The sequence below is a fragment of the Domibacillus sp. 8LH genome, from assembly GCF_038806185.1.
In the GTDB taxonomy this organism is placed as follows: domain Bacteria; phylum Bacillota; class Bacilli; order Bacillales; family Domibacillaceae; genus Domibacillus; species Domibacillus indicus_A.
Map to the genome: position 1 here is coordinate 43049 of NZ_JAVJNG010000004.1, position 24269 is coordinate 67317.

The 24269-nt window shown below is 48.3% G+C and carries 26 protein-coding genes and 2 riboswitches; of the genes, 6 read left to right on the forward strand and 20 right to left on the reverse strand.

All coding sequences use genetic code 11. The features are described 5' to 3' along the window. Positions 1–117: 117 nt before the first annotated feature. From RG959_RS08525 to RG959_RS08585, 13 genes are read right to left on the reverse strand one after another with little or no spacing between them, the layout of a single operon-like run. The gene (locus RG959_RS08525) at positions 118–801 is read right to left on the reverse strand and encodes an ATP-binding protein (protein WP_342796730.1); all 684 of its coding nucleotides are present in this window, start codon (positions 799–801) and stop codon (positions 118–120) included. Beyond that, on the reverse strand, positions 794–1282 hold the full coding sequence (locus tag RG959_RS08530; RefSeq protein ID WP_342796731.1) for an ECF transporter S component: 489 nt from the start codon (positions 1280–1282) through the stop codon (positions 794–796). Before RG959_RS08530 ends, RG959_RS08525 begins: the two co-directional genes overlap by 8 nt. After that, on the reverse strand, positions 1279–1866 hold the full coding sequence (locus tag RG959_RS08535) for a cob(I)yrinic acid a,c-diamide adenosyltransferase (protein ID WP_342796732.1): 588 nt from the start codon (positions 1864–1866) through the stop codon (positions 1279–1281). Before RG959_RS08535 ends, RG959_RS08530 begins: the two co-directional genes overlap by 4 nt. Beyond that, the gene (locus RG959_RS08540) at positions 1863–2288 is read right to left on the reverse strand and encodes a bifunctional adenosylcobinamide kinase/adenosylcobinamide-phosphate guanylyltransferase (protein WP_342796733.1); all 426 of its coding nucleotides are present in this window, start codon (positions 2286–2288) and stop codon (positions 1863–1865) included. Before RG959_RS08540 ends, RG959_RS08535 begins: the two co-directional genes overlap by 4 nt. Next, positions 2240–2851 (reverse strand): histidine phosphatase family protein, encoded by a 612-nt coding sequence (locus tag RG959_RS08545; RefSeq protein WP_342796734.1) that lies wholly within the window; start codon positions 2849–2851, stop codon positions 2240–2242. The genes RG959_RS08540 and RG959_RS08545 overlap by 49 nt, the downstream gene beginning before the upstream one ends. After that, a complete protein-coding gene (gene cobS, locus RG959_RS08550) occupies positions 2809–3585 on the reverse strand; it encodes an adenosylcobinamide-GDP ribazoletransferase (protein ID WP_342796735.1) in 777 nt (258 codons plus the stop codon). The genes RG959_RS08545 and cobS overlap by 43 nt, the downstream gene beginning before the upstream one ends. Beyond that, positions 3582–5039 (reverse strand): cobyric acid synthase, encoded by a 1458-nt coding sequence (locus RG959_RS08555; protein ID WP_342796736.1) that lies wholly within the window; start codon positions 5037–5039, stop codon positions 3582–3584. Before RG959_RS08555 ends, cobS begins: the two co-directional genes overlap by 4 nt. After that, the gene (locus tag RG959_RS08560) at positions 5027–5569 is read right to left on the reverse strand and encodes a bifunctional adenosylcobinamide kinase/adenosylcobinamide-phosphate guanylyltransferase (protein WP_342796737.1); all 543 of its coding nucleotides are present in this window, start codon (positions 5567–5569) and stop codon (positions 5027–5029) included. Before RG959_RS08560 ends, RG959_RS08555 begins: the two co-directional genes overlap by 13 nt. Continuing rightward, the gene (gene cobD / locus RG959_RS08565; protein WP_342796738.1) at positions 5566–6636 is read right to left on the reverse strand and encodes a threonine-phosphate decarboxylase CobD; all 1071 of its coding nucleotides are present in this window, start codon (positions 6634–6636) and stop codon (positions 5566–5568) included. Before cobD ends, RG959_RS08560 begins: the two co-directional genes overlap by 4 nt. After that, complete coding sequence (gene cbiB, locus RG959_RS08570) at positions 6611–7573, reverse strand: adenosylcobinamide-phosphate synthase CbiB (RefSeq protein WP_342796739.1); 963 nt, start codon at positions 7571–7573, stop codon at positions 6611–6613. The genes cobD and cbiB overlap by 26 nt, the downstream gene beginning before the upstream one ends. Then, entirely contained in the window at positions 7570–9039 is a 1470-nt protein-coding gene (locus RG959_RS08575; RefSeq protein ID WP_342796740.1) for an adenosylcobinamide amidohydrolase, read from the reverse strand. Before RG959_RS08575 ends, cbiB begins: the two co-directional genes overlap by 4 nt. Then, positions 9039–10094: a FecCD family ABC transporter permease gene (locus RG959_RS08580; RefSeq protein WP_342796741.1), complete on the reverse strand. Its 1056-nt coding sequence runs from the start codon at positions 10092–10094 to the stop codon at positions 9039–9041. Before RG959_RS08580 ends, RG959_RS08575 begins: the two co-directional genes overlap by 1 nt. Then, positions 10057–11013 carry an ABC transporter substrate-binding protein gene (locus tag RG959_RS08585; RefSeq protein WP_342796742.1) on the reverse strand — a complete coding sequence of 319 codons (957 nt, stop codon included), beginning with the start codon at positions 11011–11013 and terminating at the stop codon, positions 10057–10059. Before RG959_RS08585 ends, RG959_RS08580 begins: the two co-directional genes overlap by 38 nt. Before the next feature lie 105 nt (positions 11014–11118). After that, positions 11119–11305, reverse strand: a riboswitch (cobalamin riboswitch). A 133-nt stretch (positions 11306–11438) separates the two neighbouring features. On the opposite strand from RG959_RS08585, the gene RG959_RS08590 reads away from it, so the two are divergent. After that, a complete protein-coding gene (locus tag RG959_RS08590) occupies positions 11439–11615 on the forward strand; it encodes a hypothetical protein (RefSeq protein ID WP_342796743.1) in 177 nt (58 codons plus the stop codon). Between the two features lie 102 nt (positions 11616–11717). On the opposite strand, the gene rraA is transcribed toward RG959_RS08590, so the two are convergent. Further along, positions 11718–12200, reverse strand: a complete 483-nt coding sequence (gene rraA, locus RG959_RS08595) for a ribonuclease E activity regulator RraA (RefSeq protein WP_342796744.1) — start codon at positions 12198–12200, stop codon at positions 11718–11720. Positions 12201–12313: 113 nt separating this feature from the next. Here rraA and RG959_RS08600 point away from each other — a divergent pair, with 113 nt between their 5' ends. Beyond that, positions 12314–12649 carry a general stress protein gene (locus RG959_RS08600; protein ID WP_342796745.1) on the forward strand — a complete coding sequence of 112 codons (336 nt, stop codon included), beginning with the start codon at positions 12314–12316 and terminating at the stop codon, positions 12647–12649. Here the strand turns inward: RG959_RS08600 and pabC are convergent. The 4 genes from pabC to RG959_RS08620 form a co-directional block, all read right to left on the reverse strand. Beyond that, entirely contained in the window at positions 12618–13454 is an 837-nt protein-coding gene (pabC, locus tag RG959_RS08605; RefSeq protein ID WP_342796746.1) for an aminodeoxychorismate lyase, read from the reverse strand. The genes RG959_RS08600 and pabC overlap by 32 nt on opposite strands. Then, a complete protein-coding gene (pabA, locus tag RG959_RS08610; protein WP_342796747.1) occupies positions 13439–14029 on the reverse strand; it encodes an aminodeoxychorismate/anthranilate synthase component II in 591 nt (196 codons plus the stop codon). Before pabA ends, pabC begins: the two co-directional genes overlap by 16 nt. After that, positions 14026–15399 carry an anthranilate synthase component I family protein gene (locus RG959_RS08615; RefSeq protein WP_342796748.1) on the reverse strand — a complete coding sequence of 458 codons (1374 nt, stop codon included), beginning with the start codon at positions 15397–15399 and terminating at the stop codon, positions 14026–14028. Before RG959_RS08615 ends, pabA begins: the two co-directional genes overlap by 4 nt. 63 nt (positions 15400–15462) lie before the next feature. Continuing rightward, entirely contained in the window at positions 15463–15975 is a 513-nt protein-coding gene (locus tag RG959_RS08620; RefSeq protein ID WP_309090035.1) for a class I SAM-dependent methyltransferase, read from the reverse strand. Positions 15976–16047: 72 nt separating this feature from the next. Further along, positions 16048–16149, reverse strand: a riboswitch (SAM riboswitch). A 101-nt stretch (positions 16150–16250) separates the two neighbouring features. Between RG959_RS08620 and RG959_RS08625 the strand changes: the two genes are divergently transcribed. Further along, entirely contained in the window at positions 16251–17027 is a 777-nt protein-coding gene (locus RG959_RS08625; RefSeq protein ID WP_342796749.1) for a carbon-nitrogen family hydrolase, read from the forward strand. A 104-nt stretch (positions 17028–17131) separates the two neighbouring features. Here RG959_RS08625 and metA read toward each other — a convergent pair whose 3' ends face one another. Together metA and RG959_RS08635 are read right to left on the reverse strand one after the other, a co-directional pair. Further along, the gene (gene metA, locus RG959_RS08630; RefSeq protein ID WP_315693085.1) at positions 17132–18040 is read right to left on the reverse strand and encodes a homoserine O-acetyltransferase MetA; all 909 of its coding nucleotides are present in this window, start codon (positions 18038–18040) and stop codon (positions 17132–17134) included. A gap of 164 nt (positions 18041–18204) precedes the next feature. Further along, entirely contained in the window at positions 18205–20358 is a 2154-nt protein-coding gene (locus RG959_RS08635; RefSeq protein WP_342796750.1) for a DNA topoisomerase III, read from the reverse strand. Between the two features lie 137 nt (positions 20359–20495). Between RG959_RS08635 and RG959_RS08640 the strand changes: the two genes are divergently transcribed. The 3 genes from RG959_RS08640 (at position 20496) to RG959_RS08650 (ending at position 24242) form a co-directional block, all read left to right on the forward strand. After that, positions 20496–21209 (forward strand): TspO/MBR family protein, encoded by a 714-nt coding sequence (locus RG959_RS08640; RefSeq protein ID WP_342796751.1) that lies wholly within the window; start codon positions 20496–20498, stop codon positions 21207–21209. Positions 21210–21234: 25 nt separating this feature from the next. Beyond that, positions 21235–23412 (forward strand): GDYXXLXY domain-containing protein, encoded by a 2178-nt coding sequence (locus RG959_RS08645; RefSeq protein ID WP_342796752.1) that lies wholly within the window; start codon positions 21235–21237, stop codon positions 23410–23412. A gap of 380 nt (positions 23413–23792) precedes the next feature. After that, on the forward strand, positions 23793–24242 hold the full coding sequence (locus RG959_RS08650; protein WP_342796753.1) for a C40 family peptidase: 450 nt from the start codon (positions 23793–23795) through the stop codon (positions 24240–24242). The last annotated feature ends 27 nt before the right edge of the window (positions 24243–24269 follow it).

The following is a 24269-nucleotide window of genomic DNA, read 5'->3' on the forward strand; positions in this document are numbered from 1 at the left end:
AGCAGGCTGATTGAAAACGCCTGCTCTTCCAGGAACGCCGCCGGCTGAGAAGCGGAGTGACCTTTTTCGGGTCATGAGCATTCGCAGACGGCAAGTGACGCCGAAAGCGGATGTTTGTCAACAGCCCGATTCAACGAGGCGCAGCCGGTAAAGCCGTCCTGCTGCTTCCTCTATTCGCTGTTCCGCTCCTTCTTCAAAGGCAACTAAAAAACAAGTAGACGGTCCGGCTGATTTTTTCATATCCAGCTCGCAGCGGCCCTTTTTGCCGGAAAGCTGCCCAAGCTCATAGGCAATTCCTTTTGACCCGACAGGCAAAACAGCCCGGACACCTTCCATTTTGACGATTTCGTGAAAAACAGCAAGAGGCGCTACATCTTCTGCACATTCCAGTACTTCATTGCCGACGAGCGGCTTGCCGACAACACCGTACTGTACTTCACTTCCTTCTACACAGCCGGCTTCCCGAGCATGCCGGCCGATGATGACCATGCCAGCAGCTGACTGAAGCATACTGAAGTTTGATTCTGTACTGCCGGTCACCTCCAGTGTACAGCCAAGCTCAGCAGCTGCCCGCTGAACCCCTTCTTTGAGCAGCTTCCACGCCGCATTTCCGGAGAAATTATGAAGAACTGCCGCAAACGGCTCTCCACCAGCAGCCATACATTCCATTAAAGCAACCCGGGCTGAAAAGTAACCAACTACTTCATACGGAGCCCGGACGGCATCATGCTCCTTTTCTCCAATAGCACCGCTGTTATCAGCAGCGATAATGAGCCCGTTTGTCCGAATCACATCACGCATAAAAACGGCCATACCGTTTCTTAAATAGGGGTACCAGGCGAGGAAGCAATACGTACGCGGCCGCACCGTTGATCAAAGCAGAAACTCCAATCGCCGGTACCGAGCTTACATAAAACACCATACCCATAAAGGGGATAAACAGCGCCGGCAGCACGATTCCATTTAAAAAGACAAAGACCGGCAGGGCAATCCATTTCCAGCCTGACCGGTATATCCTGCCGAACACCCACATAACGGCGGCCATTTCCACTGCCACAATCCCGTGCAACGGCCCCATCGGAAAGCCGCCGAACAGCGCTGAGACGATATGGCCAAAAGCACCGATCAAGGCACCTGCGGCCGGGCCCAGCAAAACCGCACCAATCAGTGCCGGAAATGAATCAAGCGCCACACTTGAAACAGGTGCCGGCACTTTTATCATCCCGCCCGCCACAGACAGCGCAATAAACAGCGCCAGCCAGCTTACTTTTCCCGCTCTCATGATTTGTCCTCTTTCCGTTTTCCTTTCCGGAAAACATTGGCGCTCCGGACGTACTCCACATCTTTCACGCCTTCACGAAAGTTAATAACACGGGCAATGGCAAAGAAATAGTCTGATAAACGGTTTAAATATTTCAGTGTCACCGGGTGCACTTCTTCACCCGTGCGCATAAGCGCGACAACAAGACGTTCCGCCCGGCGCGCTACTGTGCGTGCCAAATGAATATGGGCAGAGCCTTTTGAGCCGCCCGGCAGGATAAATCGTTCCAGCTCCGGCGCTTCCTGAATATACGTATCAATTTTTGCTTCCATGTTATCAATCGATTCCTGCTGCAGCTTAAAACCACGCTTCCCGTTGATCGTGGCAAGATCGCCGCCACAGTCGAATAGTTCATGCTGAATGGTTTCCAAATCCGCCAGAATATCATGAAACTTGACCGGGTCAAGCTCAGTCATCGCTATGCCGACAATCGAATTTAATTCATCAACTGTGCCATACGCGTCTACCCGGACATTGTCTTTGCCAACCCGTCCTCCGATAATGCTCGTTTCTCCTTTGTCGCCTGTTCGTGTATACAGTCTCATTCTGTTTCCTCCTTTATCGTTTCGGCAATACCATACCAGACGGTGTCTACACGTCTGGAGGCGGCTGCCGTATCTTGAAAACACCAGCCCGCTGCATCACGGAAAAAACGGTCAAAAGCATTCATTGGCACAATGCCTTTTGTAATATCCGTCCCAATTAAAATCACTGTCCGGTCTTCTTGTTGCCACTTCTCCAGCTGTTTTCGGAACAGCAGCCGGGCTTCCTCCGGTGTTTCAGACCGCTCCAGCAGGGCACGTATATACCGCTCTATCCCTTCCAATACAACGATTTCTTCCCTTAATTCAGGTGCTTCCTTTTCTTTATAAAACGAATGCCACTGGTGCGGTGTCTGCTCCAGCTTATAAAAAGCGGTCACCCATTTTTTCTTGCCGTTAAAGGCACCGCCCGTAACGAAGTGCATCGTTTCCCCCTCCTCATGCCGGCTAGGCTTCCCGAAAGCTCGAACCCCTGCCCGTTTTCTGATGTCCATTCACCGAATCCTTTTGCTTCCGGTGCCCAAACCGATAATAAATGGCGGATCACACCGCCATGGGTCACAAGCGCTGCACGCTGAATGTTCCGCTCAGCCATTTCGTTTAATACATCGCGAAACCCTTCTTCCACCCGTTTGGCGAAGGAGGCATACGAATCGCCGCCCGGTACTGGAAGAGAGTAGTCCTCAAGCCAGCGCTGATAAGCAGATTCATGCTCCAGCTCAACATGCGTTTTCCCTTCCCACTCCCCAAAGTGAAACTCACGCAGTTTGTCGAACACGGTTTGCGGCTGCGGCCAAAACACTGTGGCAGTTTGCCTGCAGCGCACTAAATCACTTGTTACGATCCAATCATACTCTGCCATTGGCCGCCCAAGCGCCGCTCTCCCACTTTCGCTGAGCGGCACATCGGTCCAGCCGCAAAATTGCTTCCTCTCGTTTGCTTCTGTTATCCCGTGCCGAAAGAGACCGACAGCCACACAATCATCCATAACAGCAGTTCCGCTCCTTCCTGTGAGGCACCGAGTAAATCTCCGGTCATGCCGCCGAATTCTTTTTTCATGGCGCCTTTTATCCATATAAAATATACCCACGAAGCACCTGCCATTACCCAAAACATAGGGTGAAACGCATAAACAAGCACAGCCGCCAGGAAAAAACAGCCATAGACAAACGGCATTGAAGCAGAGCGCCCTTGTTGAAAAAAGGCAGCTAAGCCTTCTTCTTTCGCCGGTGGTACGTACTGAAGCAGAAGGCCGGTGAGCGCCTGTGCAAAAAACGGAATGAGAACGATGCTGTATGTATATCCGCTGCCAGCACGCACCGTTTCGTAAATGAATAGAAATTTAGCTGCTAAAAGCAAAACAAGAGCCAGGACTCCGAATGCACCCATATGGGGATCTTTTAAAATAGCAAGCCGCTTTTCCTTATCACGAAAGGAAAAATGGGCATCTGCCCAGTCCATCCATCCGTCCAAATGCAGCCCCCCGGTTAACGCAATGGGCAGCAACCAGACAAGAAATGCAGCGGACAGTGCCGAAAAGGGACTCCATTCCAGCAGCATCCAAAAAGTGCCGGCATAGATACATCCTTTCGCCATGCCCAGCAGCGGCAGTAAATGCAGAACAGCTTTTCGCTCAGTCCGCTCCATGGGCAAAGTTCGGTGCAAAGGAACGATCGTAAAAAATTGCAGGATGATCCCGGCAGCGTATAAGTAGGATTTCATTGCCGCTCCTCCAAAATAGCCGCAAACGCCGGCCAATCAAGATGTTTATCGAGATGAGCAGCAATCCGGTCATAGGTGCCATCTCGGTTTATATCTGCCGGCGGCCGCTTCGTCAGACCCTTTGCCTGACGAAGCCTATTCAGCCAGTCGGCTCGAAAAGCATCATTGTAAAATAAATGATGTAAATACGTGCCGCAAAGCCGCCCATCTTCTGAACGATAGCCGTCCGCATGCGAAGCCCCCGTTAAAAATGGCGGGCCGTCTACGGTCGTCCGGCCAAAGTGAATTTCATAACCGGACAGCGGAATCCCATTCGCTGTTCCTGTTGTACGGATGACCGTTTTTTTCTTTTGGAATACCGTATCAGCCGGAATCAGGCTAAGTGCTCGTTCGATCGAATCCGGCACCCCGGTGTCACGGCCTTCTGGATCAACCAGCTCTCTTCCCATGAGCTGAAAGCCGCCGCACAAGCCCATAACCGTTCCTCCTTTTTCGGCAAAGGAACAGATTTTTTGGGCGAGACCGGTGTCTTTTAAAAAGCGGAGATCCGCAAAAGCGCTTTTTGTCCCTGGAATAATGACAGCATCCGGCTGCCCAAATGTATCCGCACTGTCCACCCAGCGCACACTCACATCTTCTTCAAATGCAAACGGTTCTATATCACTTCCATTGGATACGTACGGCAGACGGATAACAGCAAGCTCTATATGGGCTCCCTCCCGGTTTACATTGCGGATCGAAAGAGAATCCTCTCCTTCAAGCGCATGCCCCGGCAAAAATGGAAGAACCGCGAGAACAGGGATACCCGTATAATCTTCGATCCACTTTTTCCCGTCTTCAAAGAAAGCAGGGTCACCGTGAAACCGGTTTACGATAATGCCTTTTACCCTCCTGCGTTCTTCTTCCTCTAAAAGAGCGAGTGTTCCGACAAGCGAGGCAAACAGGCCGCCGCGGTCGATATCTGCTGTTAAAAGAACCGGCACATCCGCAAGCTCCGCCGTTTTCATGTTCACGACTTCCCGTTTTTTCAAATTCATTTCAACGGGACTGCCAGCACCTTCAATCACAAGTGTATCGCCCAGCTTTTCTGCTTCTTTAAGCCCTGTTTGAATAGCGGAAATGGCCTGCTCATAATAGGACTTTCTGTACGCCATGCCAGACATGACTTCAAGCCGTTCCCCAAACAGCACAATTTCCGACGAGCCATTGCCCGCAGGCTTTAAAAGCAGCGGATTCATGAAGGGACTGGCCTCAAGGCCCGCCGCCTCGGCCTGCAGTCCCTGCGCCCGGCCGATTTCTTTTCCGTCAGCTGTCACATAGGAGTTATTCGATACATTTTGCGGCTTAAATGGAACAGGCCGGTATCCTTTTTGCAAAAGAAGACGGCAAAGAGCCGTCGCAACGAAGCTTTTTCCCGCATCGGAAGAGGTTCCCTGAATCATCACTCCGCGCATAAAATCCCGCCTTTCTTGACAATGGGAATACCGTGCTCTACTAAAATAGCAATCTCGCATTCCTGTACAAGCCGCTGGTGAACCATGCCGAGCTTTTTCGCATACTGCGCCGTCAATTCACCCGGCATCGGCTCGAACGACAGCTCGTTGGAAACAAGAACGACCGCGTGCGTCCGGCCAGCCAGCGAAAGCAAATCACTTACGATTCGTTCGTCTGCTTCGTAGACCGGCTTGTCCTCACGAAAAAACTCACCGGCCAAAAGCGTCGTAATACAATCGACCAGCAGTATATCAGACGGCGCTGTCTCGATCTGGCCCAGGTCAACAGATTGTTCCACCGTTATCCATCTGGCACCTGAGTTTGCCCGGCGATCTTGATGGTGCCGGATACGTTCCTTCATTTCGCTGTCTGTCCGCTGTCCGCATGCTGCATAAACGAGCCGGCTTTCCTCACAGGCTAGCTGCATCGCTAGCTTTTCAGCCAGGCTGCTTTTTCCGCTGCGGACACCTCCTGTAATAAAAACGATCATTGTGCCTTCCACTCCTTTAAAGCAGTGAGCAGATGCTCATTTTCCACCCTTCCTTTGACCGCGGAACGAAGCCATTTTCCATCCAGCCCGCCAAAGTTTTCTGTATGGCGCAGGACAACACCTTTCCCAAGCAAAAAGCGGAGCAGCGGTTTTTGGTCAACGAGTGCCGGATCCCGCAGTAAGTAAAAATTTACAGCAGATGGAAGAACTATAAATCCTGCTTTTGCCAGCTCACTTGCGATCCAATCCCTTTCCTCTTCAATCCACTTTCTCGTCTGCTCGGCATGGACCGTATCCTGCGCGATTCTTTCGGCGGTCCGAAGCGCAATCGCGTTTACATTCCAGTGAGGCTGGTAAGGTGTAAGGGCATGAATGATTTCCTGTGAAGCCGCCACGTAGCCGATGCGCAGGCCGGCGACCGCGTACATTTTCGTCATGGAATGCAGCACCGCTAAATGCGGAAACGAAGCAATCTCTGTGATCAAAGACTCCCCGCTGCTAAAATCATAAAAAGCTTCATCCACAACAACCCATGTGCCAACCGGGCGGGTTTGGCGAAGCAGCGCAAGCAGCTCTTCCCTTTGAAACACCTGTCCGGTTGGATTGTTTGGCGTGCAAAGAAAGAGTACGGCTGCTTCTTTTGCCTGCTCGGCCAGTTCTTCAATTGGCAGCACCCAATTTTCCGGGTCAACCGGCACATGCCGGATCTCGCAGCCGTACGCCCGGCAGGCATCTTCATATTCAGAAAAAGCCGGCGTTGCAATCACCACTTTGCGTCCGGCAGCATGGCGGGCAATAAAATGAATAATCTCGGCCGCTCCATTGCCGAGCAAAAGATTTCCCGAACCGATGGAAAATCGGGCGGCAATGGCTGCTTTGGCTGCTTTACCGGACGGGTCCGGATAGTCTTCCACCACTTCAAAAAGGGACGGCCATGTTTCTTTGAGCCAGCGGGGCGGCCCATACGGATTTGTATTTACACTAAAATCTATCATGCTTTCCGGCTTTTCTACGCCCGATGCCTGATATAAATGACCGGGGTTAGCCCCATGTGATGGCAGCTTCATAAATGATCACTCCTGCAAGGAACAGCAGCACAAATAAATAAGCAGCTCGTTCCATTAATTTAGCGGCTTCGATAATGTGTTCCGCGCGGCGGGGATGAATGGCATCTCCCATTCGGGCACGGTCTGACACAATGCCTTTGTATGTATTTAATCCACCCAGCTCAATTTGAAGCAGCCCCGCTACAGCTGCTTCGCACCAGCCGCTGTTCGGCGATGGATGCTTTTTCGCATCGCGCCGTACGATATGCCATGCATAGCCCCGTCCTCCCTGCGGCTTTTTGGCCGCTAAAATAAGCAGGACGGCGGTCAAACGGGCAGGAATAAAATTAACGATATCATCAAAACGGGCAGATGCCGTGCCGAATCTGCCATACCGTTCGTTTCGATACCCAACCATCGAATCACACGTATTGACAGCACGGTACAGGAGGGCGGCTCCGCCTCCGCCAACCATTGCCCAAAACAGCGGAGCGATCACACCATCCGATGTATTTTCTGCGACGGTTTCTACCGCCCCGCGCGTAATTTCCCCTTCATCAAGCTTTTCCGTGTCACGCCCGACGATCCACGAAAGCTTATGACGCGCTTCCTTCATATCACCGGCAATGAGCGGGTGATACACATCCATTCCTGCTTCTTTCAAGCTTCGCGGTGCAATTGATGCCCAGATCATGACGGCTTCTAAAGCAATGGAGAAAAAAGGATGAAGACGGGCAGCGAGTGCCAGCGCGCCAAATGAACATACGCCGGTCACGAAAAGAACAACGGCCAGCATAGCCAGTCCTTTTTCGAAACGGCGGTCTCCTTTATTCCACTTTCTGTCCAACAAAGCAATCAGCGCGCCAAACCATTTAACCGGATGCGGCCAGCTGCGCGGATCGCCGACAAGCCTGTCCAGAAACAAGGCGATGACGATTGCCGCCGCATGTGCGATCACAGGCCGCCCTTTCTGCGGGCTGTTTTTTGAAGAGACGCCGTCACAGATTGATAGACCGCCCGCCCAATCGCAATGCCAAGGGGTGTAACCGATCCGGCAAACTGGTGATAGGAACCGCGCTGTGTTGCTGCTATTAATATACTATCTGTTGAGGTGCCCGTTGCCGTTGTTCCCGTATTCACATCCAACACTCCTCTATCCGCAAGCGCTTTTGTTTTTGCCTCGGTAGCTGTCATAACCCCTTGAACAAAAGCTTCTTCCGATAATTTTCCGTTTACAAAAACCCATATATTGATCGTTCCTGGCGCAGGATGCTGCTTCCAGCTGCTGCGCGGATGCGTAACATCTACTGCATTGCCGGCACCGGCTGTTGCCACCGCAAAAACAGAAGCATCTTCCTGCACTTCTTTTCGCCAGTCTGCATCCTCCATATAAACGGCCGTCATCATTCCAACGGTTTCCTGCAGGTTAAATCCATTTTGCGTAAAATAAGCAGCAGCTTCCTGCTCATAGTTATCGATATTGTAATGCTTGTCCACATGACGGTTTACAAACGTGTTCCGCCATCCCCATCCGGCGCCAATCACACCGGATGACAGCGATTTAAGGGGGATGGGTGAACGAAGCACCAGGTGCCCGCCATGATGCTCAAGCAAATGCGCATCAATGTCAACAGCTTCTTTTGACAGGACCCTTTCCGGCAGGATACTGATCTGTGGCTTTGGCACTTCCGGATGCGGCTGCTTTTGCACCTCTGTGCTGTACACATCCCGAATCTCCTGCTCCACCATCAGATCAGCCGGCTGGCCGAGCGCATGAATTCTTCCTTTGTTCATAAGCAGCAGCCGGTCGCAGTATAAAGAAGATAAATTTAAGTCATGAAAAATGGAAACGACCGTTAATCCATCTGCTGTCATTCTTTTCAGCAAATCGAGCAGGTCTTTTTGAAAAGGCAGATCTAAATGGTTGGTCGGTTCATCAAGCAGCAGGATTTCCGGCTCCTGCGCCAGCGCCTGCGCAAGGAAAACACGCTGCCGTTCACCGCCGGACAGGGCAGACAACGGTTTTTCAGAAAACGCCGCTGTTCCGGTCCGCTGCATCGCTTCCTGTACCATTTCTTCGTCCCGCTCAGTCCATGATTTAAAAAAACCGGTTTGGTGCGCGTACCGTCCGAGCGACACCGTTTCTTTTACCGTATAGGCAAACTGGCTGGACGTCATTTGCGGAAGAACCGCTATAATGCGCGCCAGCTCTTTCGGACTGTATGAATCAATCGGCCTTCCCTTTATGAGAACTTCTCCCGCAGCCGGCTTGATCAGTCCGCTGATCATATTCAGTAAAGTTGATTTACCACTTCCATTCGGCCCCAAAATACCGAATAATTCTCCCTGTTTAACAGAAAAGGATACGCCGCGGACAATAAGCCCGCTTCCGTATCCTCCTGAAAGCTCGTTCACTTGCAGCATCACGCGACGCCCCCTTTTCGTTTTCGGTTCATTAAAATAAGTGCAAATACCGGTACACCAATCAGCGATGTAATGACGCCAATGGGCAGCTCTGTCGGCGAAATGATCGTACGGGCGGCAAGATCTGCTATAATCAAAAATCCACCGCCGGCAATCATGGACAAAGGCAGCAAATGTCGATGATCAGGCCCGATCACAAGCCGTATAAAATGTGGAACCACGAGGCCGATAAATCCGATTGTACCGGATACCGCAACGGCCGCTCCAGTTAAAATGGAACCTGCAATCAGTACGAGTATTTTCTTTCGCTGAACATTCACTCCCAGGTGTTTCGCTTTCTCTTCTCCAAATGACATGGCGTTTAACTCTGGCGCCAAGTACAGCAGAAGGAGTGCACCTCCTGCAAAAAACGGCAGCATCAGCTGTACATAAGGCCATCCCCGCATTGACACGCTGCCAAGCAGCCAATTGATGATTTGCCGGAGCTCTTCCCCCGTAAGGGCAATCATGAGCGAAATAAATGAGCCTAAAAACGAACTAAAAATAATACCGGTTAAAATAATGGTTTCAAGTTTCATCGATCGTTCAATGGCCTGCGCAAACAGCAGTACACAAAAAATCGTCAGCACAGCCGTTACTATACTTACAACGGGAAGCGTAAAGCCGCCCAGAAACGGAATAGATACATGAAAAAACAATACAAGAACCGCTCCTACCGATGCACCCGATGAAACACCAAGGGTATATGGATCCGCCAGCGGGTTGCGGAGCAAGCCTTGAAAAGCAGCTCCCGCAATCGCCAGTGAGGCCCCAATCAGTCCTGCCAGTACAACGCGGGGAAAACGGATTTCCCATACAATATTATCAATGGACGGATCTATATTCCCTTCCGTTCCAACGATATGATGTGCTAGAATAGCCGCAATCTGGCTAAATGGCACCCTAATCGTTCCCGCTGCTGTTCCGGCAAATGCGGCAGCAGCCAGAAAAATCAGCGCAATGATGTAAGCCGTTTTTTTATTGAGCAAAAACGTCTGGGTAGACCGCTTCCGCAATGGCTTCAGCTCCTTCTACAAGGCGCGGGCCAGTCCGGCTTGTAAGATCCGCATTTACTTCAAATACTTCTTTATTTTTTACTGCATTTACATTGCTCCAGCCTTCACGCTTCAACACACCATTCACTGCGTTTTCAACATAACCTCCATAGTTTAATAGGATAACATCTGGATTTTTTTCAATAACCGCTTCTTCTGTTACCTGCGGCCAGCCCTCTTGATCGGCCATCGTGTTATTAATATGAAGCATGTCGAAGATTTCATTTAAAAACGTACCATTTCCTGCTGTATACAAGGTCGGATCTACTTCAAAGAACACACTTTTTTCGTTTTCTTCTTCAATAGAAGCAGCTTTTTCTTCAAGGTCGGCAAAGCCAGCTTTTAATTCTTTTACTTCTGTTTCTGCTTCTGCCGTTGTTCCTGTTGCTTCACCAATCAGTTCAAATGATTGATACATCTCATCAATACTGGCTGCATTGTTGATCACAAGTACATCAATACCAGCATCACGAAGCTGTTGAATACCTGTTTCCGCAGCAGCCCCAGCAGAATCATGCGCCAGCACTAAATCCGGCTTTAAGCTGATGATTTTTTCAACGTTAAACTCCATTCCGCCTACTTTTTCTTTGTTTTTAACATCTTCAGGATATGTATCATTATCCGAAACTCCCACAACTTCCTCACCCAGCCCAAGCTCATATACAATCTCCGTATTGCTCGGCGCGAGTGTGACAATACGTTTAGGCGCTGCCTCAATTTCTACTTTTTGATTGTCGGCTCCTGTAACGGTCACAGGAAAAGCAGCGGTTTCTTTCGCCGGCTCATTTTCTTTGGCTGTATCAGTCGTTTTTTCTTCCCCGCCTCCGCAGCCTGCTAAGAGTGCTGCTGATAGTCCAAGTGTAATCCACGTTTTTTTCATTTGTATTTCCTCCTTTTTTAACACACAAAAAAAGCACCTCTGTTTAAAAAAAGGCGCATGAAGAACCCGAAATCAGGGTTCGTCACACCACCTATCCGCGCAGGTTTTTGGTGCATGAGCAAGGCAGGTCTCCTGGCTTATGTTCATCACACCCGGCGCCTTCCCGTGCTTTTGCACAGTGGCAAGTCTGCCGGATGCTCCCATTTACAGTGGCGGGACCGCGCTGGGCTTTCACCAGCTTCCCTTTTCAGAATCCGCACAAAGCGGCTTCACCTTGCTCATTTCCTATATGTTTTCCGTCATCGCTCATTATACCCGAAGAAGAGTCGAAACTGAATACTTTTTGAATATTCCGTTTTGAAGAGTGAGATAAAGGTTTATTGTTTAAAATAAGTGGAAGAGAAGGAATAAAGGAGGCGGGCTCCATGAACGGACTAACAGTCTTTCTGATTTTGGCCGTCATCATCATTATAGGTTTTATCCTAATCCGCTTTATCCGAGGCTCATCCTATCCTGCCGATGCGCCTAAAGTTGACAGGCCGCCAGATGAAAAGGGCCAATTTATTAATCATCGTGACCATTCACATGATGACAAACTTTAAAAAGAAAAAAAACAGCTCCACCATAAACAATATGTTGGAGCTGTTTTTCTGCACGTTTAAAAAACATAATAATAAGGAAGAAAAACGATCCACTCCCGAACTTTACTTTTCGTGTACCGGTTTTTCAGCGATCAGAATGCCATCTTCGTCTGCGTATACATATTGCCCTGGCACAAATTCAGCGCCGCCAAATGTGACTGAAATATCCCTTTCTCCCTCGCCTTTTTTCACACTTTTAAACGGGTTGCTGCCGAGGGCTAAAACACCGATATTTTGTTTGGCAAGCTCTGCTGTATCACGCACACAGCCATTGATAATGATGCCTGCAAGTTTTCTTTCTTCCGCAATCGCACCAAGCAAATCGCCAACAAGTGCACAGTTTTTTGAGCCGCCTCCATCCACTACAAGAACATGCCCAGACGGAATCGTCTGCAACGCCTGCTTTACAAGTACATTGTCTTCAAATACCTGCACAGTTGAAATAGGCCCATGAAATTGCTTTTTGCCCCCGTATGACTTCAGCTCAAGTCCAACGAGCGTGAGTTCTTCTGCATAATGATCACATAAATCAGCTGTTTTAATCACCTTTATCATCTCCCTTTTCCTTTAGGTTCGACAAAACCTGGTTGATCCCTCCAGGTTTTCATGGAGAAAACCCAGGGAAAAGAATGATAATTCATTTTGCAGGGAGGTTTATCATGAAACAGGTAATTGGCTTATTTGATGGAGAAATTGATGTGATTCGTAAAATAGAAGATTTAAAAGTAGAAGGATATGATCCCGCTAAAATAACAGCCCTTACAAAGGATGCCGATGTATACTTAACCATCCAAAATCGGACGGAAGCAAACGTAGAAACAGCCGGTCCTTCCTTAAAAGAAAAAGTAAAATCAATTTTTACCCGTGAAAAGCCGGTCAAAGATGCACTCATTGATTTCGGCTTATCCAAAGAAGATGCGGAAAAATACCATGAAGGGCTCGCAAAAGAAAAAGTGCTGCTCGTCACTGACGAACAGCACGCCGGTACTGTTTAAATAATAGCTGCACTGCTTCGCCGGCAGCACCCGGAAATGCCTTTTCACCAAGTGCCCGCAATGGTACGATTTCTTGAATGGAATTGGTCACAAACACTTCATCCGCCGCTTCTGCCTCGGCCGGCGTATACAGGCCTTCCTCAACGCGGAGACCTGTATCACAGGCAATATCCATGACAAATCGGCGGGTAACGCCGCCCAAAATACCTGTTTGGAGCGCTGGCGTGTACAGCGTTCCTTTTTTAATCCAAAACATATTCGATACTACGCCTTCTGCGACAAAACCGTCTTCGGTCAAAAATATCCCTTCTATAGAAGGATCACTCCCGGCTTCCCTTTTTCCAAAAATATTATTTAAATAATGATGGGATTTCAGCCGGCTTTCACCTTCCGGACGGTTCCGCCTCGTTTCAAGCCAAACACCCCTTTTTTCGGTCATTGGCCCGGCGGGTGCCAGCTTTTTTTGAAACACGATCACATTTGGTTTTTGATACGGAGCGGTCTGCAGCCCAATGTCTCCTTCTCCAGCTGACACATTAAACCGGATGTATGCATCACGCCATCCGTTTGCTTCTTCCAGCTGCGCTAAAATATCCAGCACTTCTTCACACGCAACGTGTAGATCAATATGAAGCTCCTGCAAGCTTCGATTGAGCCGGTTTAGATGCTCGTCGAGTAAAAAAGGCGTTCCGTCATACGTGCGAAACGTTTCAAATACGCCGACACCATATAAAAATCCATGGTCAAACGGAGAAATACGCACTTCACTGTTCGGGATAACCTGTCCATTTACGTATGTGAACATGGTCGCTCCTTGTAAGTATCCATAAAGTTTTGCAGCATTTCTTTTCCATATTCGGTCATGATAGACTCTGGATGAAACTGGACCGCTTCCACCGCGAGTATTTTATGGCGGATGGCCATAATTTCACCTTCTTCTGTCCAGGCCGATATCTCAAAGCAGTCCGGCAGTGTCTCTCTTTTTACAATCAGTGAATGATAACGGGTTGCCCGAAATGGGCTTGGCAGTCCTTTGAAAATGGTTTTGCCATCATGAAAAACAGGCGACGTCTTGCCGTGCATCAGCCGCTCGGCGCGCACAACATCACCGCCGAAGCTTTGTGCAATCGACTGCTGGCCAAGACAAACCCCAAAAAGCGGAACCCGGCCTGACAGTTTTTCGACTGTCTCCAGGCTGATCCCCGCTTCATTCGGTGTGCACGGTCCCGGGCTGATCATCACAAAATCCGGTTTCATCTCCTCAATGGCGGCAACGGTTATTTCATCATTCCGCCGGACAACCAGATCCTCACCAAGTTCTCCAAGATATTGAACAAGGTTATACGTAAATGAATCGTAATTATCAATCATCAAAATCATGTGTGTGCATCCTCCGCAAGTTCCATCGCCTTTAACATGGCGGCTGCTTTTTTCAGCGACTCTTTGTATTCATATTCCGGCTTTGAGTCAATGACAATGCCTGCACCAGCCTGGACATATCCATAGCCGCTCGCACTAAGCATGGTACGAATGACAATGTTTAGTTCCATATCTCCGTTATAGCCAATCCAGCCGATGGAGCCTGTATAAATGCCGCGGCGTACCGGCTCAAGCTCTTCAATAATTTCCATCGTCCGCACTTTTGGCGCGCCGGTAATTGTTCCGCCCGGGAAAACAGCGTCAATCACATCAGCATTTGTTTTCTTTTCCGCCAGCTCTCCGCACACATTAGACACAATGTGCATGACATGTGAATACTTTTCAATGACCATAAATTCATCCACATGAACAGAGCCGTAGCGGGAAACACGGCCCAGGTCATTGCGCTCCAAATCCACAAGCATTACGTGCTCAGCTCGTTCCTTTTCATTGTCGATGAGCTCTTTTGCAAGACGCTCATCCTCAGCGTCATCCTTACCGCGTGAACGCGTCCCGGCAATCGGCCGGGTTGACAGCTTCTGTCCACTTTTTTTCACCAGCAGCTCCGGCGAGCCGGAAACGACTTGAAAGTCCGGTGTTTGAATGTAAGCCATATAAGGAGAAGGATTCAAGTTGCGAAGCGCCGCGTACACAGCAAGCGGCGGTACGGTGAGGGGACGGGCACGGCGAACCGATAAATTCACCTGGAACACATCTCCTGCCGCAATATATTCACGAATCCGTTCAACTGCTTCTTTAAACTGTTCCTCCGGGAAAGAAACGTCTGTTTTATCCGTTCCCTGTCCAGATGTCCAATCTACCGGTCCCGCTGGGTCACACCATGCTTCAAACCACTCATCCAGTCCTTCTTCCGTTTCGGCAAGCTGCATCACAAAAAGCTCATTCGTGTGATGATCAAACGCCGCCCACTGATCAAAAAACAAAAAGCATGTATCCGGCAGGCCGGTATCATCCTCAGCATGATCCGGAAGATCTTCGATAAACCGGACATAGTCATAGCTGATCCAGCCAATAGCGCCGCCTTGAAAATCCGGCAGCCCTTCCTTCCTCGGTACTTTACGTTCGTCAAGAAGCGAAACAAGCGCATGAACCGGATTGCCGGCTATCCGCTTCTCTTTCCCATCTTTTTTTACAACAAGTCCTTCTTCAGCGGAAACCGCGATGGCAGAAGGCTGAATACCCGCAAAGCTATAGCGGCCGCCCCGGCCGCTTTCAAGCAGTGCATGATGGGACTCATTTTTTGAAAGTGCTGTATATTGGTGAAAAAATTGTTCATGTGTATATGACGTTTTTCGGTAAAAAATGTTCACGTGGTGCCACCTTTCGCATGTTGTTGCCCTTATCATAATACGGCGGCACCCATTTTGAAAATGTTATTTCACAGCGATAAAACGATTGACCGTAACAGGATATTTAGACGATACAAGTTCTGTCCAGCCGTTTAATACAGCTTCTTGTGCTGACTTGGCGGACAGCTGCTGAAATAAGATCGTGGAAAAGCCGGCCGCTTTTAGTCTCTCCCAGTAACCGGCAAGTGATTCGGCGTATGGGTAGTCTGATGCCGAAGGCAGAGAGCTTGATTCTGCAAAATCCGCAACAAACCGGCCCCCTTCCTTCAACGCTTCATAGGCTTTAGCGGTCCATTGTGCTCCGTCCGCATACGGATGAACAGACAGCGGCGCTGCTACTGTATCAAATTTATGCTGCTGAACCTGCGCAAACGAAACGACCGGCAAAACGGCTGCGCCTGCGTCTGAACACCGCGCTGTCAGCGTTTCAGAGCCGCCGATAATCATGACACGCTCTCCCTGCTGAGGTCGAATAGTAGTATATAAATTTCCTTGTTCAATCTTTAACGGCTTGTCTGTTTTGTTTTTGACGGTCATGACCGACGCCTCCTTTTTAAAAATAAAAAAACCTTTCTTCACGAAATAAGAAGAAAGGTTTTCTAGTTAGTCTTCTTATCTCTCAGCTTTCGCTGCAAGAATTAGCACCGTGCCTGCCATAGGTCGGTTGCCGGGTGTCATAGGGCTTGTCCCTCTACCTGCTCTTGATAAGATGTATGCAATTGTCCGTTTATTTGTTAAGGAGGATTATGACATGTTTCATTTTACCTGTCAACCATGTTACAATTTTTAAAAAGACAACGGAGATGAAAAACATGAAAATTGCCTGTCTGCAAATGGATATAGCGTTTGGCGACCCGGAAGCAAATTACAGCCGGGCGGCAGACTTTTTAAAAAAAGCAAGCGAAGCCGGCTGCGAACTGGCTGTGCTGCCAGAACTTTGGACAACCGGCTATGATTTAACGCGCCTGAATGAAATTGCGGACCGCGGAGCAGAGCGGGCCAAGCAGTTTTTAACAGAGGCAGCTCAAAAATACGGCATGCACATCGTTGGCGGCTCGGTTGCCAATGATACGGGCAGCGGTGTTAAAAATACAATGATTATCGTTGACAAAGACGGCCGCCTCATTCATGAATACAGCAAGCTGCACTTGTTCCGGCTCATGCATGAGGAAAAATATTTAATTGACGGCGAGGAAGATGGTTTGTTTGAGCTGGCCGGTGAAAAGATGGCTGGATTTATCTGCTATGACATTCGCTTCCCGGAATGGTTCCGTAAACAAGTTGTAAACGGCGCCCGTGTTTTATTCGTTCCTGCCGAATGGCCGCTCGCCCGTATAGATCACTGGCGCACATTGCTCACGGCGCGCGCGATTGAAAATCAGGCTTATGTGATCGCCTGTAACCGGTCTGGTTCCGACCCTGACAATCAGTTTGCCGGGCATTCTATGATTATCGGCCCGTGGGGTGAAGTGATTGCTGAAGCAGGCGAAGCGGAGGAAATGCTTATCGGAGAAATAGATTTTGGTGCGATTGATGAAATCCGCAGCCGCATTCCTGTTTTCGAAGACAGAAGAACATCGTTTTATTAAGCAAAAAGCGCCGCCGGCACATGCCGGCAGCGCTTTTTTTATGGAGCCAGGGATATTTTCTGCAAGCAAAAACCCGCCCATTATGCGTGGACGGTCTTGCTCTTTCATTTCCATTCGTACGGTGTTTCCTGGTAGACGTAGTAGTTAAGCCAGTTTGAATAAAGCAAATGAGCGTGAGAGCGCCATTTATTTGGCGGACGACTAGCAGGGTTGTTGCCTGGAAAGTAGTTTTCCGGCATGTCTATCTCAAGGCCTTTCGCACAGTCACGCTCGTATTCTTCCGCGAGCGTAGTTGCATCGTATTCAAGATGTCCGGTAATCATAATATTCCGCGCATCTTTTGACATGATGAGCAGCGGGCCTGCTTCTGGTGAAGAAGCGAGCAAAATCAGTTCATCATTCGCCTCAATCGCTTCCTGGCTGACATCAGTGTGACGGGAAACCGGTGCCGAAAATACATCATCAAACCCGCGCAGTAGTTTTACAGTCGGATCGGTGATTGCATGTTCGTATACACCAGAGCATTTTTTAGGCAGTTCAAACTTGCCGATGCCGTAATGGTGATACAGCGCTGCCTGTGCTCCCCAGCAAATGTGCAGAGTAGACGTTACATTTGTTTTTGCCCAGTTCATAACTTCCTGCAGCTCCGCCCAGTAGCTGACCGCTTCAAACTCCATCAGTTCAATCGGCGCTCCAGTAATAATCAAGCCGTCATAACGGCGGCTTTTCGCTTCTTCAAGCGTAATATAAAATTGCTCGAGGTGGGATTTACTTACGTTTTTTGATTCATATGTGGCCGTATATAAAAACGAGACATTCACTTGAAGCGGCGTATTACCAAGCAGACGCAAAAGATGAGCTTCTGTTTTTTCTTTTTCCGGCATCAAGTTCAGAATTAAAATATTAAGCGGGCGAATATCCTGCGTTCTGGCACGATCCGCGTCCATAACGAATATATTTTCTCTTTCCAGCACTTCGCGTGCCGGCAGCTGATGCGGTATATTAATCGGCATAATGTTCCTCCCTACAAGTCATAATGAATAAACAAACGATACAAGCAGTAGCCTAGTAGATGTTCCCTGCTCTTGTTTCTGAAATCATTATAGACACCTTTTTCAGAAAAAAACAACCGTCCCAAATTATTATTTCTGCATAATAATTTGAAACGGCTGTTCGATTATAGTTTTAAGTTTTTCAGTGCATCTGCCAGCGCCGTATTCACCGGTTCATCCTGGTTTTGTTTTTTCAGGTACTGATTCACATCACGCTTCGTTGCCGCACCCTTGCCACTTTTTTGCTTTCTCTTTTCGAATGCAGACAGCTTCTCCCTGTGGCCGCATTTGCATACAAACAAGCGGCCTTCTCCTTCGCCCCGCATTTCCATTTTCTTGTGGCAGTTCGGGCAGCGGGCGTTTGTTACACGGGCAACCTGCTTGCGGTAGCCGCATTCGCGGTCCTGACACACGTGCATTTTACCCTTTTTCCCATTCACTTCAAGCAGCAGCTTGCCGCATTCAGGGCATTGCTTGCCGGTCACATTATCATGCTTGAACTTCGCATCGCTGTTTTTAATTTCATTTGTTACGCTTTTTGCATAAGTGCGGATTTCCGCCATAAACGCCTCAAATTCCAGCTTTCCTTTCGCGATTTTCTCAAGCTTTTGCTCCCAGTCCCCTGTCAGTGCGGGCGTCTGCAGGTCTTTAGGAACAAGATCAAGCAGCTGCTTTCCTTTAGAAGTCACACGAATGTTTTGCCCCTGCTTTTCAATTAAAAACGTATTAAACAGCTTATCAATCACATCCGCACGAGTCGCTACCGTTCCAAGCCCGCCTGTTTCGGTTAATGTTTTCTTCACGTCCTGATCTACATTCATCACCTTCGACGGATTTTCCATAGCGGATAAAAGAGTGCCTTCATTAAAAAACGGCGGCGGCGTTGTTTCCCCTTCTGTCGGGATCAGCTTGCTTACCGGCAGCTGCTGATTTTTTTCAACAGCCGGCAGTGATGGCTCCGCGTCTTCATCCTGGCCATATACTTCCTTCCAGCCGGCAGACTTGACCACGTTGCCTTTAACGGTAAATATTTCTCCGCCAATGCTGGCTTCAATGACCGTCTGCTCGTACTCATATGGCGGGAGAAGCGCAGCTAAAAAACGCTTTACGACCAAATCGTAAATTTTCCGCTCTTTATCGCTCAGCTCATTGAGTATTGGCGGCTGTTCGGTTGGCACGATGGCATGGTGATCGCTTACTTTTGCATCGTTTATAACCGATTTGCCCGGCTGAATACCGCGGCGCAGCACTTTTGCCGCAAATGGTGTATACGGACGCACTTCTACTGCTTCCACCCGCTCTTTTAAGGTAGACACCATATCCTGCGGGAGATAGCGTGAGTCTGTGCGTGGATACGTAACAAGCTTGTGGCGCTCATACAAATTTTGCATAGCATTCAGCGTTTCTTTCGCTGAGTAACCAAACAGCTTATGGGCATCACGCTGCAGTTCCGTTAAATCATACAGCTCTGGGGCGTATGATTTTTTCGCTGTTTTTTTCACATTCGTAACCACTGCCTTGGCGCCTTCGATTGCCTCTATCCGTTCATCACGTTTTTCCTTTGAAAACATCCGGCTGTTTCCTTTTGCATCCTGCCACGTCAGTTTCATACCGCCTGCAGATGCCTGGATGCCATAGTAGCTCTTCGGCTGGAAATTCTTGATCTCCTCTTCCCGTTTGGCAATGATGGCAAGTGTTGGCGTTTGAACACGTCCGCATGACAGCTGCGCATTATACTTCGTTGTCAAAGCGCGCGTCGCATTGATCCCGACAAGCCAGTCTGCTTCTGCCCGGGCAACGGCAGATCGATACAGGTTCTCGTATTCGCGGCCGTCGCGAAGTTTTTGAAACCCTTCCTTGATCGCTTTATCTGTCACAGATGAAATCCATAAACGCTTCACCGGCTTTTTCGCATGGGCTTTGTCGATAATCCAGCGTGCAACCAGCTCTCCTTCACGTCCTGCATCGGTCGCAATAACGATGGTCGAGACATCTTTTCGCAGAAGCTGTGCTTTTACTGCATGAAACTGCTTGCTCGTCTGGCGGATCACCACGGTTTTCAACGTATTTGGCATAAGCGGCAGATCCGCTATGTTCCACGTTTTATATTGATCGCCATAGCCCTCCGGATCTGCGTGTGTCACAAGGTGGCCAAGCGCCCATGTGACAATATATTGATTTCCTTCTAAAAATCCGTTCCCTTTTTTGCTGCATCCTAGAACGCGGGCAATATCACGGGCAACGGATGGTTTTTCTGCAAGTACAACGGTTTTGCTCATATAACCATCCTTCCTATTGGTGCACTGTTTCTATTATATCACACACGTAAAAATTATTCTGAAATAACAACCAGAAAAAGGACAAGGGTTAGCGCATATAAGTAAAAGGGAAAAGAACGAAAAAAGGAGGCGATTTTGTGCGAATTTTTTGGCTTAATTTAATTGGCTTTCTTATCGTTGTGGCTGTAAACAGCCTGGCAAACGCTATCCCCCTTAATGGACAGACGACCGGCGAGATTTCCGACAAAATAAACGTTCTTTTCACACCGGCCGGCTATGTATTTTCGATTTGGGGATTCATTTATTTCCTGCTGCTTATTTGGCTGCTTCGGGGCTTCAAACCATCTCATATTGATCGGAAGGTTCATGTGCCCTTTTTATTCAGCTGCGCCTTTAATGCAACATGGATTTTTCTTTGGCACTATGAGTTTTTTGTACTTAGTACGTTGGTGATCATCGCCCTGCTCGTTTCACTTATCATCATTTATTCACGCATAGAAAGGGAACACTTTTCTTTTTGGGACCGGTTTCCTTTTTCAGTTTATCTCGGCTGGGTCAGCGTGGCTGTAATGGCTAATATAAGCTATACCTTAACGTATTATGAATGGAACGGCTTTGGCCTTTCGGCTGCCATCTGGACGATTCTTCTGATTGTTTTAGCTTCTGTACTGGCTGTGACGTTCCGCTTTGCACACCGGGACCCCGTGTATCCGCTTGTGTTTGTTTGGGCCTTCTCTGGCATCGCAGTTCGAAACTGGACAGATGAGCCTTTTATCGCCTTTACAGCCGTCGGAGCCGCTTTAATTGTTTTTCTCTCTTCTCTCTTCTCCCGCAAAAAAATAGTATACTGAAAGAAAAAGAAGAGGAGGAATACCGATGTTTGCGCAAAAAAAAGGCGACATTCCTTATTTACTTGGCCTCATTTTTTTCTTTGCTGCCATTATTTATTTTTTCGCCGCCAACTGGCCCGGGCTTGACCGTCCGGTGAAAATTGGTTTAAGCATATCGATTTTGCTTCTTTGTGCCATACTGGCTTTTTTATACCGCAGAAGCCGCACATTTGCGTATCTCGGCAACTGGTGGCTGCTGCTGTCAGTTGTTGCATTTGCGGTCGCCGCCGCGCTCATTGGCCAGATGTATAACTCACATGCGGATTCATACGTGCTATTTTTCGTTACACTGACCCCTGCCGTTCTCCTGGCCGCCTTTACCCGTTATCGGCCGCTGTACTGGCTCGCATTTTTACTATTTGAGCTCACCTTCTGGCTGAAGCTGTATCCAACCGGGGCCTTTATTACCTACACGGATGGTGAGCAGCTGCTCATTTATTTAGGGGCCATTCTTTTGCACGGAGCGATTTATGTTTTCTGGCGCAAACTCCAGGAAGAAAAGCTTTCGTTTATATCTCTGGTTATCATGCAGGGGTGCGCAGTTTATTTGCTTGATACACATATGCTTTATGATACGCTTGCTGGCAATATGGATTACCGTGCCATTTTTCTGCTGCTTCATGCTGCGTATATTGTATTTATCGTTTTGTTTTGGAGAGCGTTTATCGGCTCACAAAAAAGTCATCCATTTGAATTAGGCGTTCATCTTTTGTTTTTCGGGTTGTACGTGGTTCCGAACATGTTTTACATGACCTACCAGCTGCTTGGAGAATTTATTTTTTACACAGGTTTTCCGATGCTGCTTTTACTTTTTGCTTTTAGTATTATCGGCCTTCGAAAAATTGCCTCTTCCGGCAGCATGCATGATCATAAATGGAGACGGTACACGATTACTTTTTTCACAGGAGCCCTGGCATTTATCGGCACACTGATTGCCGTGTTTTCTCTGAGCTCGTTTGTCGGCATGCTTTTCGGGTTCAGCGGAAACTTTTCGCTCAGCTTTCTCGTTCTCGCCCTTCTTTGCACGGCTGCAGGCCTGGCTGTAAAAAAAGAATCGTGGCTGGTGGTCCGTCTCACACTTCAAATTACCGGACTTATCTTTTTGTTTTCTTATCTCGTGTCCGAATGGGATCGTACCTGGACAGCTTTTCTCCTTGCGGTGCCGCTCGTGTTGCTGACTGTGCTGCTTCTTAAACGAAATGAATCCATTCTTTATTATATATCAGCGAACGCTCTGCTTCTGTATGGCATTTTACGCCTGCTGACAGAAAATGATGTATCGCTTTCTGTCAGCACCTGGGTGTTATTCTCGGCTGCTGTAGGAAATGCGGTCGTGTTTCTTTCTTTCAAAGAGCAGCCTGTCGGCATGGCTGGTTTTTGGCTGTCCCTTCTCTTTATGCTTTACTCGCTGACTGAAAAAGGCTGGGATTCTCTTTTTCTTCATGCCGTGTTTCTTTTATATATTTTCTGGCACCTTTTTAAGCCTGCTTCGGAAAGAAGGCTGTACCGCTGGCCGGTCTGGGCAGCTTTTATCGCCTTTTTTATCTGGAAATACTATGAGTACGCCTGGCTGCTTTTGCACAAGTCGCTTTCTTTTTTACTGATCAGCCTGCTGTTTTTCGTCCTTTGGTTCATCTGGGGAAGAAAACACACCGTCCCGGTTCCCGTCAAAAAATGGAGCGCCGGCCTGTTTGCAGTGGTGCTTGTACTTCAAACTGCCTTTTTAATCACGACTGCCTGGCAGAAAGAACAGCTTCTTCAAAAAGGAGAAGTGGCTGCGCTGGAGCTTGCTCCTGTGGACCCGCGCTCCCTTATTCAAGGAGACTATGTTCAGCTTGGCTACACCATCGGCACAGTGTACAGCGATCAATTTTATAACAGCTCCACAGCTCCTCCGGAAGGTAAAATCAATGTGTCCTTAAAGCCTACTTCAGAGTTTATATCCTATAACGGAAAACAGATTCCAGTCTATCAAGCAGAAACGTTTACGCACCAGCAGCCAGACGGCCTGTTTATAGAAGGTTCCGGGCGATATGGCACATTAACCCTCGGTATTGAGCATTTCTTTATTCCTGAAAATACAGGAACAAAGTGGGAGCAAAAAACACACGCGATTATCCGCATCGCCGAAAATGGAGACGCCCTTTTAGAAACCATTCGCTAAAAAAACAGCCCGGTTTCTTTTGTGCTGTAAGACTGTCGACAAAGTCGTCAGTCTTATTTTATGCAAGCTCTCACGGCCGAATACGAGCAGGAGACTTGTCGCTTCTTAAAAAGAACCGATAGAGAAGCCGTATGCCCGCCGCCTTATTGGCTCTCATACAAACAGCTTACACTGCTTGGGTACAAAAAAATGAAAGGATATCCCGAAAACAGCTATACCCCTCTATATTCCGACCATCCGACTTCTTTCAGGTTACTTTTGTCATGAAACTGTAATATGAAATACATAAAACTGTAACTCATTGTCCGGAATTTTCTGATATATTTACATCAACTTACATGTAACCGTTTAGCAGCGGCCATCAGACCGGAGGGACTAGTGTGAAAAAAGGATTATGGATCTTCCTTAGCATTTGTTTCATCATGTTCGGCGGCCTTTTGCCCGCTCAGCAAACGAATGCAGCTTACAACGCCAAGGCGGCAATCGCTGAAGCAAAGGAGCATATTGGCACACCTTATCAATTTGGCGGTACAACACCGGCAGGCTTTGACTGCTCGGGATTTATCCAATACGTACATAAACAAACCGGCTATTCACTGCCGCGTACAGCAGCCGACATGTACAAAAAAGGACAAGCTGTTTCTAAAGCTAACATGGAGCCAGGCGACCTTATGTTTTTTACAACGTACAAAAAAGGTGCTTCCCACGTAGGCATTTACCTTGGCAATAATCAATTTATTCATGCTTCCTCCTCAAAAGGAGTTACGATTGATCAAGCATCTAACTCTTATTGGAGCAAGCGGTATATCGGTTCTAAAACACTAGATTAATAACTCAAACGCCCGTCGTTGATCCTA